Raw genomic sequence first — 16,568 nt, forward strand, 5'->3', positions numbered from 1 at the left:
CGGGGCAAAGGGAGATCATGAGTCAGGCGTCCGACGAGACACAGCTGTCGCGCCCCTCCGCACGGCTGCAGCACACGCTGGCGGGTGTACCGCGGCGGATACGCCTTGAGGTGACCGGGAGTTGGGCCTCCGTGCGTGCCGCCGAACGCCGTACGGTCGTCGTCGAGTCGCTCGTCTGTGCCCTGACGGCGGCCTTCTGTCTGACACCGCTGCTGCTGGCGCCCCCGCATCGGCCGGTGTCGGCCGTTCTGGAGGCGTTGTGGGCGACTGGGCTCGTGCCCGCTCGGCGCGGCCGGCCGATCATCGTGATCCTGGGGTCCGCTCCCCTGGTCGTGGGTGACAACGTGTGGACGCTGGCGGTGGTGCCGCTGGTCGTCCTGTCCGCCACCCGTCGTGTCGCGCCGTCGCGGCGAGCGTGGCAGCTCGTCGGAGCGGCCTGCGCCGCCGTCGGTGTCCTCACCGTCGTCCGTGCTCTGGTCCGGCCCGAGAACCTGGCGTCGGAACTGGCCGACAACGCGGTCTCGGCGGTTCTGCTGCTTCTGCTCCCCGCCCTGGCGGGAAACCTGTGGGGTCGGCGACGGCCCCTCGTCAGCCTGCTCCGGGAACGCAACGCCTTTCTGGAACAGGCCCGCACGCTGACCGCCGCGACGGCCCGGTTGGAGGAACGGACCCGGATCGCGGGCGAGATGCACGACCTGCTGGGCCACCGGCTGAGCCTGATCTCGGTGCACGCCGGGGCGCTGGAACTCGCTGCCGCGCGGCAGGCACCCGCCCTCGCCGGGCAGGCCGAACTGCTGCGCACGACCGCCGGTACGGCCATGGCGGAACTGCGCGAGATCCTCGGCGTCCTGCGGTACGAGGACCTCACGGACCCGGCGGGCAGAACCGGGGACGAGACGGGAACGCGCGCGGACATCACCGCTCTGGTGACGGAATCCCGGCGGACGGGCAGCGTCGTCGAGCTGGACTGGTCCCTTCCCGACACGGCGGAGGTGGGGCTCCGTACGCGTCAGGCGGTTCACCGCGTGGTCCGGGAAGGGCTGACGAACGTACTGAAACACGCCTCCGGCGCACCCACCAGGGTGGTGGTCGGTCAGAGGGGTACGGACAGCGGGATCGAGGTGTCCGTCAGCAACGAAGCCCCCCGCGCGGCGGGCCGCTCCCAGGGAGGAAACCGCAGCGGGCTGGCCGGCTGCCAGGAGCGGATCTCCTTGCTCGGCGGCACGTTCGAGGCGGGCGCCCTGCCGAGCGGTGGCTTCCGCATGACGGCCCGGCTCCCGGCTCACGACAGCGGCCCCCTGGACGTGGCCGCGCACACGGGGGCCGCGGCCGGCTCCCTTCCGGACATGAACCGCCTCCAGTACGACGGCATCGAACCAAGAGGGGCGCGCGCCCCGCTGCCGGACGAGATCCTGACGTGGCCGCGAGTCCTGGGATCGGGCTGTCTGACACTGCTCGTGGTCCTGCCGACGGTCGCCTTCCTGATCGTGCTGCTGGCAGACGCGGTCCTGAGATGAACGACCCTGACGGTGTACGACCTCGCAGGTGCGCGACTCTAGGATGAGCTGATGATCCGAGTTCTGATCGCCGACGACGAGGCCCTGATGCGCGCGGGAATCCGGTTGATCCTTCAGAACGCCGAGGACATCGAGGTGGTCGCCGAGGCGGGCGACGGTCTGGAGGCCGCCGCGGCCTGCCGCGCACAGGACATCGATGTGGCCCTGCTCGACATCCAGATGCCGTCCAGAGACGGAATCGCCGCCGCCGAGGACATCGCCCGGCTCTCGCCCCGCACCTGTGTCGTGATGCTGACTGCGTTCGGCGAGGAAGCGAGCGTGACGCGCGCCCTGCGGGCCGGGGCCAGCGGTTTCCTCCTCAAGGACACCGGTCCCGCCGAGCTGATTCGCGCCGTGCAACTCGCCGCGAAAGGTGAACCGGTACTGGCTCCCCGGATCACCCGGCAGCTGCTGGAACGGCACGTGCGGTCCGGCCGGGACATCGAGGCCGCCCGGCGCCGGACCGACGAACTGACCCCCACCGAACGGGACGTCCTGCGGCTGCTCGGCACGGGCCTGTCCAACGCGGAGATCGCCGATCAGCTGTATCTGAGCGTCGGCACGGTCAAGGCGCACATCAGCCGGATCCTCACCCGCACCGGCTGCGCCAACCGCGTGCAGGCCGCCGTCCTCGCGCACGACGCCGGGCTGCTCGACGACCACTGAACCGGCCGACCGGCGCCCCCGACCGCCTTGGTCTCGGGTCGGTCAGGTGATCGAGAACTGCAGTGCTGTGCTGCCGGTGAGCATTCCTGCCGGGGGTGTCATGTCGTTCCCCTGCGAAGCCGACAGGCGCTCGGCCGGGTTGCCCCGGCCGAGCGCCTGAACGTGCGTCATCCGCTCCGCAGCGTCAGCTCCTGTTCCACTGCTGGTTGCTGCTGCCGTTGCAGTACCAGACGTCGACCGACGTGCCGTTGCCGGTGCCCGCTCCGGCCGCGTCCAGGCAGAGCGCCGGGTTGGCGACGCTGGTCACGGAGAGGTCCGCGTTCACGTTCCACTGCTGTGCCGTCGCGCCGGTGCAGTCGGTGATGACCACGGGGTCGCCCGCCGCGGCTCCGGTGCCGCCCACCGTCATGCACTTGTTGCCGTAGATGGTGAGCTGCTTGTCCGCGTTCCAGTTCCAGGTCTGGTTGCCGCCCGCGTTGCAGTCCCAGAGGTCGAGCTGGGTGCCGTTGGTGGTGCTGAAGCCGGGCACGTCGACGCAGCGGCCCGAGCCGACTCCGCGCAGGACCTCACCGGGAGGCGCGGGCGGCAGGTCGTTGACGGGCGGGGTCTTGCCGAAGCCGTAGCCCCAGCGCAGCAGCGCGACGCCGGTGGCGCTGTTGTCCACCATGTTGCCCTTGGAGTCCAGGGACTCGATCGAGTAGGAGTCGCCGAAGCGCAGCCCCGGCCAGTAGACGAGTCCCATCCCCTTGCTGCGGGCGGTGTTGGCCACGGCCGCGAGGTACGAGGTGTAGATGTTGCCGTTCCACGCGCCGTAGTTCAGGCCGATGGTCATCGGGGAGCCGGCCTCGTCGATGATGGTCCGGCCGGTGTACTTGCCGAGGCGCTTTTCGAGGTCGGCGGTCCAGTCGGACTGCTTGGTGTAGCTGTTCCAGAACCCGTAGAAGTGCAGCGACAGCAGCGTTCCGCGCAGTGCGGGTGCCGCGCCGACACCGGTGACGTCGTCGTTGTAGCCGGTGCCGCTGATCACGACACGGCCGCGCGGGACGTCCTTGTGGCGGCCCAGCCAGCTACTGGTGACGGCCACCCACTGGTCCAGGGTGTAGCCGTGCGGCTCGTTCATGGGCTCGAAGTAGACCCGCGGGTTGTGCTTGTACTCCCGCACCACGGTGTTCCACATCTTGGTCCAGGCGGCCGTGTCGTCGACCAGGCCGTCCTTGCTGCTGTCGGCCTCCCAGTAGCTGACGATGACCTTGTCACCACTGGCCGTGGCCGCGTCGATCGTCGCCCGGTACGACTTCCACCAAGTGGTGCCCACGGACGCCGGGTTGATCGGCAGTCGCAGCGTGTTGGCGCCCAGGTTCTTCTTGAAGCCGCCCACCATCTTCTCGGTGGTGCGGTACACGGTGCGGTAGCTGTCGGTCACCTTCAGCCCGCTGGGGACCACGGCGTCACTGGCGTAGTTGTCGCGCGGGTCCGCCCAGTTCACTCCGCGGAAGTTACTGGTACCGCCCTTCGGCGCGGGCTTCCCCGGCACGGGCTTCCCCGGCACGGCTGAGGCGGCTGACCGCTCGGGGGCCTGCTGGGCGAGGGCGGAACCGGGGGCGGTCAGCAACATGAGTGTCGCGCCGAAGCCGGCCACGAGCACACTGGCCAGTCTTCTCGACCGCGTCGGGGTCTTGGTCATGTCGTCTCCAGTGACGGAAATCGCGGAGGGCGGAGTGCGGGTTCGTCACCTGAGCCGAGTCAGTGAGGAACCAAGGTCCGGATACGGATACTCGGACTCGTGTAATCCGGCCATGGTTACGTAACCATGGCCGGACACTGGCACGTTGCCCGCCTCGGTGACAAGACCTGTGACGGTTCCGAAATGCCACCGACTCCTTGGCCGGACCCCTCCGGAGGGGTTCATCGGCCGGTCGAGCCGAGGACGGCCCGGAGCGGGAGGCGCGGAGCCACCGCACGACGCGTCCTGGAACCCCGCTCCGGCACGGCGGGGACGTGGGCGGTAACTCCCGTCCGCGACGGGAAGGCCAACACTCGATGGCCTACAATTAACCGTCCATGGAAGATAATTCTTCGGAAGATGAGTAATGGCTGACCTGAAGCGGCTGTACCGGGAGCTGGTCTCCATGGAGATCGAGCTGTGGAGTGGCATCGAGGGGCGGTTGCGCGCCGAGTACGGCCTGCCACTGACCTCGTTCGAGGTACTGCACCTGCTGTTGCGCCGGCCCGGGTCCCGGATCCAGGACATCGCCGAGGAGTTCTCCATCACCGTGGGCGGCACCAGCAAGGTGGTCGACCGTCTGGAGTCGACGGGGCTGTGCGCACGGCGTGCCAATCCCGACGACCGCCGCTCCTCGATCGTCGAGCTGACGCCCGAGGGACGGAAGCTGGTGGACGGGGCACTCAAGGTCTTCGAGGAGGAGCTGGAACTGCGCATCGGGTCGGTGATTCCCGAGCAGTCCGTACGCGAGGTGACCGCGGTCCTCAGCACGCTGCGGGCGGCCGGACGCGCCCTGGACGCGGAGCGGAAGGCCGCCGGGCAGACGCCGCTGCCGGACATGCGGGCGCCGAAGCAGCCGGGCCGACCGGCGTCGTGAGCGACGGACCGCGCGGCGCCTGTGGGCCGATGGGTCGGGACCGACTCAGGCGTCCGGCCCCGCCGCGTCCGCATGCATGCCGGTCAGGGACGCGCCTCCCCCTGGGCGATCTCGATGTCGTGGTGGAAGTCCACGACGCCCGCCGCTCCGGCGGCGACGGACAGGACCGTGCATGCCGCGAGGAGGAGCGCGGTGGGGCGCTTGGCGCGGGCACGCCCCGGAGAGGGGGCGAGGAGGGCGGTGACGCGTTGCGGAACCGGGCCGGTGGTCGCCGCGGGTGCGAAGTCCGGGCGGGTGGACGGCGAGGCGTGACAGGCGAGGGCGGCGCGGGCGATGGCTGTGGCGATCAGGCGCCGGTCGCCGGTGACCTGGGCGGCGGCCTCGTCGGCGGCCCGTTCGGCGGCGAGCCGGATGGTGCTCCGGGTGGAACGCAGGGCGGGGTGGCAGTGGGCGGCGAGTTCGGCCGCGGCCAGGAAGTAGTGGTGGCCGGACCGGTTGTGGGCGCGTTCGTGGGCGAAGAGGGCCTCGCGCTCGGCAGGTCCCAGACTGCGCAGCATGGCGGTGGTGACGACGATGCGCTGGGGTCGTCCCGGCAGGGCGTACGCGTCCGGGTGCGGTGAATCGACGACGCACAGGTCACCGGCGGCTGGACGGCAGTCGGCCTGTGTGCGGGCGGTGCGGAAGGCGCGGGCCTGCACGAGGGCCGAGCGCCCCAGTGTCCAGGAACTGACGGTGAGCACCCCGGTGGCCGCCACGGCGGCGGGGAGGACGAAGTAGTCCGAGGGGGTGCGCAGGGGGTGGACGAGTTCACCGAGGGCGGCGAGGGCAGGGAGTTTGAGCAGCCCCGTCAGCACCAGGGCGCCGAGCGCGACGACACAGGCTCCGGCCAGTGCCAGGGCCGACGCGGTGAGGACCCACAACGCGGCCGCAGGGGCCAGCCGGTCGAGGGTCCGTCGGGCCAGCGCGGGCGCGAGGAAGGGCAGGATCAACGGTACGAGCAGCAGGGCGGTCGTCATCGCTCGTCCCCTTCGAGAAGTCGGCGCAGATGTTCCTCGTCGCCGGGACTGAGCTGGGCGACGAAGCGGGCCAGGACCGTCTCCCGGTCGGTGTCCCGGTCGAGCTCGGTGTGCATGCGGCGAGCAGTCAGCCCGGGGGCGTCCTGCACAGGGGAATAGGCATAGCCGCGCCCCTCGCGCTCACGGCTGACGACGCCCTTCTCGTGGAGGCGGGTCAATATCGTCGTCACCGTCGTCCGGGCCAGGCCCGAGCCGAGTTCGACCTGCACCCGTCCAGGTGTGAGCGGGGCCCCGGCGGCCCACAGCGCGGCCATGACGGCGGCCTCGAGCTCACCGGCCGGCCGCCTCTCATCCCTCGAGTCGGTCATGGGAACGTTCCTCATTCCGCCATCGTCTACAGTTCAGTAGACCGTCTACAGAACTGTAGTCGGTTGTTGGATGCCGCCGTGTGACCGTTTCGCCGCGTCCGACAGTCCGGAAGAACGACGAAGGGGCTCCCGACGATGACCACAGCCACGCACCTATCGTCGCAGCTCGTTGTGAATGCGCTGGATGTCCCGTCGCTGCTGCCGGCCGTCGGTGCACCGGGTGTGGGTGTGGTGCTGTCCGCCGGGGCGGGGCTGCTGATCGGCTTCTTCGCCCGTAGCGCTCCAGCGGTGGCCCGGTCGCTGATTCCGGTCGCCTCCGAGGCGCACCGCTCACGCCGGGCCGCACAGCCGATGGAGGCACGCCGATGATCCTCGCCCTTGACGGCTCCTCGATCGACGGCACGGCCTACACCGACGTGGTGGGTCTCGCCCGGCACTCCCCCGCTTGGCTGGACGACGCGGTGTCGGCGTGGTCGACGTACGGACTCGCCTTCTTCGCGGTGCTCATGACCATCGGCTGGTGGCACTCCCGGCGTGTGGGCGCCACCGCCTCGGTGACGGCGCTCGCCGTACCGTTCGTCGTGGTCCTGGCCTTTGGGGTGGACAGCGTGCTGAAGGTGCTGGTGCGTGAGGACCGGCCCTGCCAGAGCCTGCGGGTTACCACGCTGGAGGCGTGTCCGGCGCCCGGCGACTGGTCCTTCCCCAGCAACCACGCGGCCATCGCCGCCGCGGCAGCCGTCGCCCTGCTGTTCGTCTCCCGCCGGCTCGGGGTGGTGGCTGTGGTGGCCGCCGCCGCGATGGCGGTCTCTCGGGTCTGGGTCGGCGCGCACTACCCGCACGACGTGCTGGCAGGGTGCGTGGTGGGCGCGCTCACCGTGCTGCTCACCAGGTCCGCCCTGCGCAGGTGCGCGGAGGCCGTCGCCCTGCGGCTCGCGGCCACCCGCCTGCGTCCACTGCTGGCGGTGGGGTCATGAAGCGCGGCGACATCACCGAACTGGCCGGCAGCTGCGGTCTCGGCGCGTGGACGGCGCTCGGCGTACTGACCATGGGTGTGGTGGGACACGACGGCATACCGCTGTTCGCGGACGGCGACCTGCTGTCGTGGTCCGTCGGCCACCGGCCCGAGGTGGCAGTGGCGTTCGCCCGCGGACTGACCGCCACCGGAACCGGCGTCATCCCGTTCGCGCTGGCCGCTCTGGCCGGAGTCGTCATCGGGCGCACCCTCAGGCAACGCACGCTGGCAGCCGTACTCTGCATGACCTGCCTCGGGGCGGGCCAGGCACTGCGGTACGCGGTGATGGCGTCGGTCACCCGACCACGGCCACCCCGCGCGGACTGGGACACACATGCCTCGGGATGGGCCTTCCCGTCCGGTCACTCCACCACCGCGGCCGTCACCGCGGGGCTGCTGATCATCGCTGTCTGTGTGCGGGGGCCGCGCGGCAGGATCCCGCTGATCCTGATCATCGGCGGCTGGGGCGCTTCGGTGGGGCTGACCCGCGTCTACCTCGGGGTGCACTGGTTCACCGACGTCGTCGGCGGCTGGCTGTTCGCCCTCGGCTGGCTGGGAGTGTGCATGTACGCCGTGGCCCGCCGACTGCCGGAGCGATGGACGCCCCGCACCTCCGACCCGGACACATCGCCCGGAACAACAGAGGCGACGGGCACCACCGACAGGCGGACGGATCCGGACACATCGCTCGGAACAACAAAAGCGACGGGCACCACCGACAGGCGGACGGATCCGGCACGAGAACAGGGGAAGCATGGTGCGCCAGAGGATTCTCGTCATCGAGGACGATCACGCCCTGCGTGACGTCCTGATGCGGGGACTGCGCGAGGAGGACTTCGACACCGTGCCCGCGCCGGACGGCGCCACCGCCCTGCGGCTGGCCACCACCGACGTCTGTGCCGCCGTGCTCGACATCGGCCTGCCCGACGCCGACGGGCGGGACGTGTGCCAGGCGATGCGCGCCAACGGATTCCTGTCCCCCGTCATCTTCCTGACCGCCCATCACAGGCTGACCGACCGGCTGTCCGGGTTCTCGGCCGGAGGCGACGACTACCTGACCAAACCCTTCCACCTCACCGAACTCGCCGCCCGCCTGCGAGCAGCCCTGAAACGGGCCGCCCCGCCGCCCGCCACCCCAGCGGGAGACCTGGCACTGGACGCCGTCCGACACATGGTCACCGTGCGGGGTGTCCGGGTCGACCTCACACCGACCGAGTTCCGCCTGCTCGCCGCGCTCATGGCGGCCTCCGGCGGCATCGTGAGCCGCCGCGAACTGGTCCGGGCGGGCTGGCCCGAGGGCGCCCAGGTCCACGACAACACCCTCGACCAGTACCTGACCCGACTGCGCCGCAAGCTCCGCGCGGCCGGCAGCGACCGGACGATCGGCACGGCCCGTGGGATCGGCCACCGCCTGTCATGAGCGGTATCCGCCACCCATCACGACCGGCCGGCACCCCGCACACTGCGCGGCCGGCTCTCCCTCGTGGCCCTCACCACGGCCACCCTGTTGATGCTGGTCCTCACCATCGCCTTCAACGCAGTGGCCGGGCACCGCGGAGGTCCTGCCCACGTCGCGACGCCTCGCCCGACTCCTGGTCGCGCGGCCGTTTGACGTTGACCACCGACGATCCGCATCTGGAAGTCGGAGTGCCACCCGGCCTCCTCGAACGCATCGTCAGCCCGCTCCTCGCCAACGCCTGCCGCTACGCCCGCTCCGGCATCACCGTTCGCGTCTGCCGCACACCCGACGGCGTGCGCATCGACATCACCGACGACGGCCCCGGCGTACCGCCCCCGTTCGCCGCCCGGCTCTTCGAACCGGGCCGACGGGCCGATCCCGGCGACGGACATCCCGGAGCGGGCCTCGGGCCGCCGCCGGCGAGACGCCTCGCCCGCTCCGCCGACGGCGAGGTGACGTACGACCCCGGACACACACCAGGGGCACGGTTCGTGGTCAGTCTCCCGGCCGGGTGACAGCCGCCCCGCTCGGTGCGCATCACGGCGTCACGTCACGGCGTCACGTCACGTCGGATGTCCTTGCGGGAGACGGCCAGATAGCCGACGAAGCCGAGAATGGCCACGGTCCAGGACAACGTGACCGGCCCCAGGCCCAGATCGAGTCCGCCCCGCTGACGTCCGACGGCCATCCAGTCGGCGACGGAGGCACCGAGCGGGCGGGTGATGACGTAGGCGGCCCAGAACGCGGCGACCGCGTTCAGACTGCCCCAGCGGTGGGCGACGGCCGGAACCGCGATCGCGGCGGTGAACAGGACTGCGGAGCCCAGGTATCCGAGGCCGATCGTGGCGGTGAGATCCCCCGCGGCGGTGCCCAGCGCGAAGGTCGCCAGCACGGCGGCCCAGTAGAAGACCTCGCGGCGCCGGGTGTGGATGCTGTGGATGGACAGGGTGCGTTCGCTGCGGTACCAGAGGGCGAAGACTGCGGCCAGCACGGCCATGAAGAACGGTGTCGACAGGGTGTACGGCACACCGAGGCCGACATGCAGCACGTCGGCGGCCATCGTGCCGAACACGCTGACCATGACGATCGCCGTCCAGTAGATCCAGGCCACATACCGGCGCGCGGTGAACTGGATCGCCAGGGCGACCGACAGGGCGATGCCGCCGAGGCCGACCGCCGGGATCGGGCCGAGGAGGTGGGCGAGCCAGTCCGATGCCGTCTCGCCCATCCCCGTGGTCAGCACTTTGATGATCCAGAAGTAGACGGTCACCTCCGGCACCTTGCTCGCCGCGTGACGTACGTGGCGCAGGGGTTGGTTGTGCGTGAGGTGATCTGTTGTCATGGCGGCACGATGGCATGACGCCCGACGGTTGCCCCAGCCCCTTTTGCCAGAGTTTTGACGCCCCTGGTACACGAGTTGCCCCGGACCCGTCCGAGCCTGAACACAACCTGAACGTCGTGGCCGATCAGTTGGTCAACGACAGGCGCCCGGTGTACAAGCCATGGTCAAACGGTCGGTGATTCCCGAGTCAGTACGCGAGGTGACCGCGGCCCTCAACACACTGCGGGCGGCCGGGCACGCCCTGGACGCGGAGCGGAACCCCGCCGGGCAGACGGGACTTTCGCGCCCTAGCCCCAGAAGGTGTCCTCGGCGGCCGGGTCGGCGGAGAAGAGCCACATCTCGGCGATCCTGCCGTTCTCGATGCGCAGGAGGTCGACGCCGTCCATGCTCATCGACGCGTCGTCGCGGCTGCCGGTGAAGTGGATGGTGGCGGTGACCAGGTCGCCGTTGCCCATGAGGGTGTGGATCTTGTCGATGGCGAAGGTGCCGCGGCTGGCCTCCATCATCCCGCCGAGCATCTGGAAGACGGCGCCCTGCCCCTTGTGCTCGCCGGAGAACCGGTTCGCGCCGGGCTGGTGCCAGACGATGTCGACGTCGAGGAGTTCACCGAGAGCGGCCATGTCTCCGGTCTGGACGGCCTGGAAGTAGGTGCGGGCGATGTCGATGTTCGAGCTGGTCATGTCGCGTGCTCCTCGGGTTCGTACGGACCGACAGGGCCTGCCTGCTGGAGCAGGCAAGCGCGGCCTCGGGTGAGCCGCCCACCCAGCCAACCATTTATCTTCCATGGAATCAACTTCCAGAGAATATTGTTCCACGTGATGCAGGCTTGGCATCCGGTCGCCTCACCCGCGCAGAGCACAGGAACGAGGCCGGCCCGGGCGCAGGCGGCCTGCAGCAGAGAGGAAGCCCGTCATGGAACCGGCCGGCCGCCCTTGAAGCCTCGGGGCCGGCGCGTAACAGGTGTGTGAGATCTGTCCGTTCGGGTTCGCCGACAGAGCGGTTACGACGATCACCAGGAGAGAATGATGTGTGAGGGGATTGTAAAGACAGGGGGCAACTGTGGGGGCGGAGCCGGTAGTTGGGGACGGCGGATACGGGGCTCCCTTACTGGGCCGCTCCGTCGAACTGTCACGGTTGGACGAATTGCTCGACCGCGCGGCAGGCGACGCGCACGGCACGGCGAGGGGCGAGGAGTTCGGTGGCGGCCGTTCCCGGCTCGTCGACATCACCGGTGAGGCCGGCATCGGCAAGAGCCGACTGCTCGGCGAGGTCTGCGCCCGGGCGCGCCGACGGGGAATGACGGTTCTGCGCGGCAGAGCCACGGAGTACGAGCGGCAGGTGCCGTTCCAGGTGTTCACCGACGCGCTCGCCCACCTCGAACCGCACGCCCTGGACGGCTTCCAGGAGACCGACGCGATCGCGCCCCTCCTTCAGCGGAGCGGCGCGGTCGACCGTTTCGGACTGCACCGGTCCGCCGCCGCCCTGCTCGCCCGGCTCGCCGGCCCGTCCGGACTGCTGCTGGCCCTCGACGACCTGCACTGGGCGGACCCGGCGTCACTGGAACTGCTGGACCATCTCGTACGCCATCCCGTGCACGCCCCCGTCGTCCTGGCCGTGACCCGCCGCGACCGCCAGAGTCCCGAGTCCCTCGCCGCGAGGCTCACCCGAGGACTCGACACCGGCACGGTCGTCCGACTCGGCCTGAGACCGCTGAGCGCACGCGACTGCGCCGAACTGGCCGGCCCCGGCCTGCAACCCGCCGAGACCACCGCGCTGTACGCGGCGAGCGAGGGCAACCCGTTCTACTTCCTGACCCTCCTCCAGGCCCACCGCGCGGGTACGACGCCCGAGTCCTCGGCGCCGCCCGGGCTCGGCACCCTGCTGCTGGACGAACTCACCGCGCTCGCCCCCTCCCGGGTCGGCATCATCGAGGCCGTGGCGATACTGGGCGAACACGCCACGCCCGCGATGGTGAGCCGGGTGACCGACCGCTCCGGCACCGCGTTCACCGACGACGTCCACGCTCTGACCCGGCGCGACCTGCTGCGCTCCGCCCCGCAGGGCCTGCTGACCCTGCGGCATCCGGTCGTGCGGACCCTCGTCCACGAGAGCACGCCCTTCCTGCGGCGCGTCGAGATCCATCGGCTCGCCGCACGGGAACTGGCCCGCGCCGGTGCCTCCGCCGCCGAGCGCGCCCACCACGTGGAACGGTCGCTGACCGCTTGGGACCCGGCGGCGGTGGCCGTGCTCGACGAGGCCGCCGCAAGGACCGCCCGAACGGCCCCGGCGAGCTGCGCCCACTGGCTCGATGTGGCCCTGCGCCACCTTCCGCACACTCCCGAACACGCCGCCCGGCGACGTGAGTTGGTCCTGAGACGGGCCCACGCCCTGGCCGCCTGCGGTGGTCTGCGCGAGAGTCGCGACCTGCTCCAGGAGCTGATCGCCACCCCGCGGCGGCCGGCCGACGTCCAGGCCGGCGCCGAGGACCGGAGTCTCCGAGTGCGCGCGGTCGTCCTGTGCGCGCTGGTGGAGCGCCACCTGGGTCGCTGCACCGAGGCCGTCGCGCTGCTGCGCCGCGAGCTGGCCCGCGGCCCCGCACCGGCCGACGTCGTCCGGCTCGGCCTGGAGCTCGGCTCGGCCGCGCCCCAGGACAGCGGCACCTCCTACACCGAGGTGCGCCCCGCCGTCGAGGCGGCGCTCGCGGCGGCCCGGTCCATGGGGGACGAGGTCGGGGAGGCGGGCGTCCTGGCCGTCGCCGCCCTGGGAGAGGCGTACGAGGGCAACATGACCGCCGCGCACGGACTGGCCCGCCAGGCCGCCGCCCTGGTCGACTCCCTGCCCGACAACGACCTCACCGCGCTGTGCGAACCACTGGCCCGGCTCGGCTGGGCGGAGGCCTTCCTGGAGCACTACCCGGACGCGGAGCGGCACGCGGAGCGCGGCCTCGACATCGCCCGCCGCAGCGGTCAGCTCTATGTCGTGCCCCATCTGCTGCTGTGCCTGTCCCATGTACGGGTCCAGACCTGCCGGATCTCCTCGGCGCTGGAACTCGCCGACCGGGCCGAGGACATCGCCCGCGGGATCGGCAGCGGCCAGTTGCTCGCGTTCGTACTGGCGAGCAAGGCCGCGGCTCTCGTCGCCGCCTGCCCGCCGGGCGATCCGCGACCTCTCGCCGTCGCCGAGGAAGCGGTGGCCGCGGCCGGTCCCGGGGTCGGCTGGTGGGCCTCCACGGCCTGGTGCATCTTCGGCTGGGCCGCGCTCATGGCCGGAGACCCGGTCCGCGCGCGGGACGCGATGCTCCAGGCGGGCGGCCCCGAACTGCAGCGGATCCAGCCCTCGTTGCGGCCGCTCTACCTGGAGATCCTGGTCACGTCCGCCCTGGTGACGGGCAGGCCCGAGGAGGCCCGCGGCTGGGCCGAGCGGGCGCGGAAGGAGGCGGAACAGCTGGGGCTGCCGATGCTCCGGTCGTCCGCGCTGCGCAGCGGCGCCCATCTGCCGCTGGCTCAGGGGGACATGGCAGCGGCGGCGGACCTCTTCGCGGAAGCCGCGGCGGAGAGCGCCCGTTGCGGCGCGGTCTTCTGGGAGGCCCACTCCCTGCTGCTCGGCGCCCCTCTGGAAGCGGCGGCCGGCCGGGTCCGCAGCGGTGCGCGCGCCTGGCTCCGAGGGCGCCGACTCGCCGAGGCGGGCGGCAGCGGCATGCTGGTCGGCCTCGCCGATGCCACCCGGCCGCCCGGTGGCGGCCCCGAGGCGCCGTACGACTCACCGGACCGCGCCGAACTCGCCGAGCGGCTGGCCGCCCTGACAGCCCGGGAGCTGGAGATAGCCGAGCTGGTGGCGCAGGGACTGACCAGCCAGGCCATCGCGGACCGGCTCTACGTCAGCCGGCGTACCGTCGAGACCCACGTCTCCCGCGCCTTCCGCAAGACCGGGGTCTCCTCGCGTACCGCCCTTGCCACGCTGATGGCCCGCCGCCGCACCGGGAGCCGTTTCGGGGACACCCGCGCCGAGCAGGACTGAGCCTGCTCCGGGTGCCCTCGGCGGTGATCGGTGAGCCTGCGCGGACCGGTCACCGCGGTCGCGGCCGGGGAGCCGCCTACCTGACGTCGACGAAGTCGCCCGGCGCCGTCGCGGTGCCGGTCGTGCCGGTGCCGGCGAAGACGAAGCGGTAGTAGCCGTCGGAGACTGCCTTGGTGGTGGCCTTCAGGGTGCCGGTGCTGCTGGTGTTGACCGTCTTGAGGGTGGTGTAGGTGCTGGTGCCCTTCTTGCGGAACTGCAACTTCACCGGCTGGGTCGCGTATCCCGCGTACTTGCCCGTGGTCCAGTTGGCGCGGCTCAGCTTGCCGGTGACCGTGATGGTCTTCCCCTTCTTCACCGGCTCCGGGGAGGCGTTGGCGGTCAGTGTGGCGGCACGCTTGATGCTGCTCCTGACGACGTCGTCGTCGATACTGATGTTCAGGTAGAGGTCGAAGGCGCCCAGGAAGAGTTTCCAGGGCCCCGCGGTGCCGTTGCCGTCCTTGAAGTCGACCGCGGGGTCGATGGTGAAGACCGCCTTGCAGCTGTAGCTGTAGCCGCCCTCGACCGTCGTCTCATTGCAGACTGGGTCGTCGTCCGTCCCCAGGGCGCCGGTGATGGTGTCCGTGCTCGAACTGTCGGTGCCCTGCCACAGGAACGCCTGGGTGAGGGCCAGGCCCTCCTCGTCGAAGGCGGTGAACATGACGGGAACGGACTTCTTGCCGGTGACGCCGAGAACGACGTCCTTGCCGTTGTTGAGCAGCCCGTCCTTGAAGGTGGTGCCGCCCACCGCGTCCTTCGGCTGGACGCTCTGAGCGGCGAAGGCTCTCAGACCCGTCGCCGCTCCAGGGTGCTCCGCCGCCTGGGCGGCACCCGGAAGAACGAGCGCCGAGAGCACGACCGCGCCGGAAAGGACGGCGGTCGCCGTGTGTGTACGCATGTGATGTCCCCAGGAAGATGTCGGCCGGCCCTGCCGAAGTGTCCTTGTGGCAGGGCCTGTTGATGTGGTGAAACGTTCGGTGCCCGCCCGGACCCCGCGGACGGGCTCAGGGCGAGGGAGAGCGGAGGACGTCGTCGATGTCGAAGCTGTAGTCGGGCGTCGGCAAGAGGTCCGTCGGGTAGAGGTCCGTCGGCTGGGAGCCCGGTGCGGGTACGTCGGCCGGGTCGGCGGTGGGCTTGCCCTCCGGGCTGCACACCTGCGGTGCCGAGGGCTCGGACAGTTCGTGGTCGGCGACCCGCTCCGACCGGAAGTCCACCGTGGCGCGGCCCCAGGAGTCCTCGCGGCCGCCGACATCGACCTCCTTGGGCAGTTCCTTGCTCTTCAGCGGCTTGCCCACGGTGATCGAGAGGAGGGCGCCCTCGCAGGGGCTGCGGTCCTTGGCGTCGAAGGACGCGGGCGGGAGGACCGTCCGGTCGACGCTGCCGTCCACGCGGAGTTCGACGCGCTTCACATGGCGGATGTCGAAGTAGTAGTCGGCTCGCCTCCCGTCCGAGAGCCGGTCGTTGTCGGTGACGGTCGCGACTCCGTAGACCAGTTTCCAGAACTCGACCTGCACAGTGATCTTCCGGCAGAGCGGGCCGTACCCCGGCACGCTGAGCAACGTCACCTCGTCGCCCTGGTAGTTCTCCTTGGGTGTGTCCATGAGGAGCCGGACCCAGTCCTTGGTCTGCTCGGCCGACCACCCCGTGTTGTCGTGACAGCCCGACGCCCCGGTCGGATACGGCGGTGAAGGGGACGGGGTCGGCAAGGGGCTCGGCGACTCGGACCACTCTGTCGCGCTCTCGGACGGATCCCCGGGAAGGGCCGTGCCGTGGGCGCTCGAACACCCCCCGGTGAGCAGGACGGTCACGGCGACGGCCGCGACGACGGGCACGACGGAGTTCTTCGACCCGGATATGCGCCTCGGCATGTGCCTCACCCGCCGAACCAGCGCCTGGCCTCGGCGGAACCGATGCCCCTCAGCACGACGAGGGGCAGGACGATTCCCAGGAGAACCGAGACGCCGCCCCCCTGGAACAGGCCCACCACGCAGCTCAGCAGGCTCAGTGTCTCGATGACGATGACCGTGACACGTATGCCGTGCGACCGCGTGCGCGCGAAGACGCCGCACAGCAGAAGCGCCCCGGCGATCGCCAGCGTCACCACGGCCAGGAACCGGAGGAGCCCGGCCCCTTCGTCCCGGCCGTGGTCCACCGCGTCGTTCACCACGGCCAGCACCAGGAATCCCGCCGCCAGGTTCAACACGGCCTGGACCCATACACCCACGATCGCCAGCTTGACGTTCCCCGGCATCTGCGCTTTCACGCTCGGTGTTGTCATGAGCGCAAGAAAACGCCACGGACGGCGGGGAGACGTCGGTAGGAGTACGTATTAAAGGTACGTATGCGCACACGTGACGGAGGCTCAGGGCGTCCTGCCGGCGCCCTCCCTGTCCGGCACGGTGCTCGCCGTCGTCGCCCAGGGTGCCGAACTCCTCGCCCTGGTCGACCGGGTCCATGAGTACGGAGCCATGCAGTAACGCGTCGCATCGCCGGATG

Annotated in this window: 17 protein-coding genes and 2 pseudogenes; 10 read left to right on the forward strand and 9 right to left on the reverse strand. The window is 70.8% G+C overall.

From position 1 onward, the window contains the following. Positions 1–17: 17 nt before the first annotated feature. Positions 18–1,517 carry a sensor histidine kinase gene (locus OHT57_RS15855; RefSeq protein WP_328747060.1) on the forward strand — a complete coding sequence of 500 codons (1,500 nt, stop codon included), beginning with the start codon at positions 18–20 and terminating at the stop codon, positions 1,515–1,517. A gap of 51 nt (positions 1,518–1,568) precedes the next feature. Beyond that, positions 1,569–2,222: a response regulator transcription factor gene (locus OHT57_RS15860; protein ID WP_328747061.1), complete on the forward strand. Its 654-nt coding sequence runs from the start codon at positions 1,569–1,571 to the stop codon at positions 2,220–2,222. 42 nt (positions 2,223–2,264) lie between these two features. Here OHT57_RS15860 and OHT57_RS15865 read toward each other — a convergent pair whose 3' ends face one another. Next, positions 2,265–2,393 carry a hypothetical protein gene (locus OHT57_RS15865; protein WP_328747062.1) on the reverse strand — a complete coding sequence of 43 codons (129 nt, stop codon included), beginning with the start codon at positions 2,391–2,393 and terminating at the stop codon, positions 2,265–2,267. 13 nt (positions 2,394–2,406) lie between these two features. Beyond that, on the reverse strand, positions 2,407–3,906 hold the full coding sequence (locus OHT57_RS15870) for a ricin-type beta-trefoil lectin domain protein (RefSeq protein WP_328747063.1): 1,500 nt from the start codon (positions 3,904–3,906) through the stop codon (positions 2,407–2,409). A gap of 406 nt (positions 3,907–4,312) precedes the next feature. Here OHT57_RS15870 and OHT57_RS15875 point away from each other — a divergent pair, with 406 nt between their 5' ends. After that, positions 4,313–4,822, forward strand: a complete 510-nt coding sequence (locus tag OHT57_RS15875; protein WP_328747064.1) for a MarR family winged helix-turn-helix transcriptional regulator — start codon at positions 4,313–4,315, stop codon at positions 4,820–4,822. Between the two features lie 83 nt (positions 4,823–4,905). Here the strand turns inward: OHT57_RS15875 and OHT57_RS15880 are convergent, their stop codons facing one another. Together OHT57_RS15880 and OHT57_RS15885 are read right to left on the reverse strand one after the other, a co-directional pair. Continuing rightward, the gene (locus OHT57_RS15880) at positions 4,906–5,838 is read right to left on the reverse strand and encodes a M48 family metalloprotease (protein ID WP_328747065.1); all 933 of its coding nucleotides are present in this window, start codon (positions 5,836–5,838) and stop codon (positions 4,906–4,908) included. Beyond that, positions 5,835–6,206, reverse strand: a complete 372-nt coding sequence (locus tag OHT57_RS15885; protein WP_328747066.1) for a BlaI/MecI/CopY family transcriptional regulator — start codon at positions 6,204–6,206, stop codon at positions 5,835–5,837. The genes OHT57_RS15880 and OHT57_RS15885 overlap by 4 nt, the downstream gene beginning before the upstream one ends. A gap of 135 nt (positions 6,207–6,341) precedes the next feature. Between OHT57_RS15885 and OHT57_RS15890 the strand changes: the two genes are divergently transcribed. The 5 genes and pseudogenes from OHT57_RS15890 to OHT57_RS15910 all read left to right on the forward strand — a co-directional run. Next, positions 6,342–6,575 carry a hypothetical protein gene (locus OHT57_RS15890; RefSeq protein WP_328747067.1) on the forward strand — a complete coding sequence of 78 codons (234 nt, stop codon included), beginning with the start codon at positions 6,342–6,344 and terminating at the stop codon, positions 6,573–6,575. After that, positions 6,572–7,180: a phosphatase PAP2 family protein gene (locus OHT57_RS15895; protein ID WP_328747068.1), complete on the forward strand. Its 609-nt coding sequence runs from the start codon at positions 6,572–6,574 to the stop codon at positions 7,178–7,180. The genes OHT57_RS15890 and OHT57_RS15895 overlap by 4 nt, the downstream gene beginning before the upstream one ends. Further along, positions 7,177–8,022, forward strand: a complete 846-nt coding sequence (locus tag OHT57_RS15900) for a phosphatase PAP2 family protein (protein WP_328747069.1) — start codon at positions 7,177–7,179, stop codon at positions 8,020–8,022. Before OHT57_RS15895 ends, OHT57_RS15900 begins: the two co-directional genes overlap by 4 nt. Next, the gene (locus OHT57_RS15905) at positions 7,976–8,638 is read left to right on the forward strand and encodes a response regulator transcription factor (RefSeq protein WP_328753214.1); all 663 of its coding nucleotides are present in this window, start codon (positions 7,976–7,978) and stop codon (positions 8,636–8,638) included. The genes OHT57_RS15900 and OHT57_RS15905 overlap by 47 nt, the downstream gene beginning before the upstream one ends. 124 nt (positions 8,639–8,762) lie before the next feature. Then, positions 8,763–9,192 (forward strand): annotated as a pseudogene (locus OHT57_RS15910) (sensor histidine kinase); the annotation flags it as partial. 35 nt (positions 9,193–9,227) lie between these two features. On the opposite strand, the gene OHT57_RS15915 reads toward OHT57_RS15910, so the two are convergent. Next, positions 9,228–10,019 carry a COG4705 family protein gene (locus OHT57_RS15915; RefSeq protein WP_328747070.1) on the reverse strand — a complete coding sequence of 264 codons (792 nt, stop codon included), beginning with the start codon at positions 10,017–10,019 and terminating at the stop codon, positions 9,228–9,230. 287 nt (positions 10,020–10,306) lie between these two features. Next, a complete protein-coding gene (locus OHT57_RS15920) occupies positions 10,307–10,699 on the reverse strand; it encodes a nuclear transport factor 2 family protein (RefSeq protein WP_328747071.1) in 393 nt (130 codons plus the stop codon). 379 nt (positions 10,700–11,078) lie between these two features. On the opposite strand from OHT57_RS15920, the gene OHT57_RS15925 reads away from it, so the two are divergent. Then, a complete protein-coding gene (locus OHT57_RS15925; RefSeq protein WP_328747072.1) occupies positions 11,079–14,036 on the forward strand; it encodes a helix-turn-helix transcriptional regulator in 2,958 nt (985 codons plus the stop codon). Between the two features lie 76 nt (positions 14,037–14,112). Here the strand turns inward: OHT57_RS15925 and OHT57_RS15930 are convergent, their stop codons facing one another. The 3 genes from OHT57_RS15930 to OHT57_RS15940 all read right to left on the reverse strand — a co-directional run bounded on the left by OHT57_RS15930 (position 14,113) and on the right by OHT57_RS15940 (position 16,350). After that, on the reverse strand, positions 14,113–14,970 hold the full coding sequence (locus OHT57_RS15930) for a hypothetical protein (RefSeq protein ID WP_328747073.1): 858 nt from the start codon (positions 14,968–14,970) through the stop codon (positions 14,113–14,115). Positions 14,971–15,076: 106 nt separating this feature from the next. Continuing rightward, a complete protein-coding gene (locus OHT57_RS15935) occupies positions 15,077–15,940 on the reverse strand; it encodes a hypothetical protein (RefSeq protein WP_328747074.1) in 864 nt (287 codons plus the stop codon). Between the two features lie 5 nt (positions 15,941–15,945). Beyond that, positions 15,946–16,350, reverse strand: coding sequence for a hypothetical protein (locus OHT57_RS15940; protein WP_328747075.1), 405 nt, complete (start codon positions 16,348–16,350; stop codon positions 15,946–15,948). Positions 16,351–16,447: 97 nt separating this feature from the next. On the opposite strand from OHT57_RS15940, the pseudogene OHT57_RS15945 reads away from it, so the two are divergent. Beyond that, positions 16,448–16,546 (forward strand): annotated as a pseudogene (locus OHT57_RS15945) (AraC family transcriptional regulator); the annotation flags it as partial. Positions 16,547–16,568: the final 22 nt, after the last annotated feature.

The sequence above is a fragment of the Streptomyces sp. NBC_00285 genome, assembly GCF_036174265.1.
GTDB lineage: Bacteria > Actinomycetota > Actinomycetes > Streptomycetales > Streptomycetaceae > Streptomyces.

What these genes read in the sequence shown, in the direction of transcription:
- OHT57_RS15855 (WP_328747060.1), top strand. Translation starts at nt 18, where the DNA reads ATGAGTCAGGCGTCCGACGAGACACAGCTGTCGCGCCCCTCCGCACGG.
- OHT57_RS15860 (WP_328747061.1), top strand. Translation starts at nt 1,569, where the DNA reads ATGATCCGAGTTCTGATCGCCGACGACGAGGCCCTGATGCGCGCGGGA.
- OHT57_RS15865 (WP_328747062.1), bottom strand. Translation starts at nt 2,393, where the DNA reads ATGACGCACGTTCAGGCGCTCGGCCGGGGCAACCCGGCCGAGCGCCTG.
- OHT57_RS15870 (WP_328747063.1), bottom strand. Translation starts at nt 3,906, where the DNA reads ATGACCAAGACCCCGACGCGGTCGAGAAGACTGGCCAGTGTGCTCGTG.
- OHT57_RS15875 (WP_328747064.1), top strand. Translation starts at nt 4,313, where the DNA reads ATGGCTGACCTGAAGCGGCTGTACCGGGAGCTGGTCTCCATGGAGATC.
- OHT57_RS15880 (WP_328747065.1), bottom strand. Translation starts at nt 5,838, where the DNA reads ATGACGACCGCCCTGCTGCTCGTACCGTTGATCCTGCCCTTCCTCGCG.
- OHT57_RS15885 (WP_328747066.1), bottom strand. Translation starts at nt 6,206, where the DNA reads ATGACCGACTCGAGGGATGAGAGGCGGCCGGCCGGTGAGCTCGAGGCC.
- OHT57_RS15890 (WP_328747067.1), top strand. Translation starts at nt 6,342, where the DNA reads ATGACCACAGCCACGCACCTATCGTCGCAGCTCGTTGTGAATGCGCTG.
- OHT57_RS15895 (WP_328747068.1), top strand. Translation starts at nt 6,572, where the DNA reads ATGATCCTCGCCCTTGACGGCTCCTCGATCGACGGCACGGCCTACACC.
- OHT57_RS15900 (WP_328747069.1), top strand. Translation starts at nt 7,177, where the DNA reads ATGAAGCGCGGCGACATCACCGAACTGGCCGGCAGCTGCGGTCTCGGC.
- OHT57_RS15915 (WP_328747070.1), bottom strand. Translation starts at nt 10,019, where the DNA reads ATGACAACAGATCACCTCACGCACAACCAACCCCTGCGCCACGTACGT.
- OHT57_RS15920 (WP_328747071.1), bottom strand. Translation starts at nt 10,699, where the DNA reads ATGACCAGCTCGAACATCGACATCGCCCGCACCTACTTCCAGGCCGTC.
- OHT57_RS15930 (WP_328747073.1), bottom strand. Translation starts at nt 14,970, where the DNA reads ATGCGTACACACACGGCGACCGCCGTCCTTTCCGGCGCGGTCGTGCTC.
- OHT57_RS15935 (WP_328747074.1), bottom strand. Translation starts at nt 15,940, where the DNA reads ATGCCGAGGCGCATATCCGGGTCGAAGAACTCCGTCGTGCCCGTCGTC.
- OHT57_RS15940 (WP_328747075.1), bottom strand. Translation starts at nt 16,350, where the DNA reads ATGACAACACCGAGCGTGAAAGCGCAGATGCCGGGGAACGTCAAGCTG.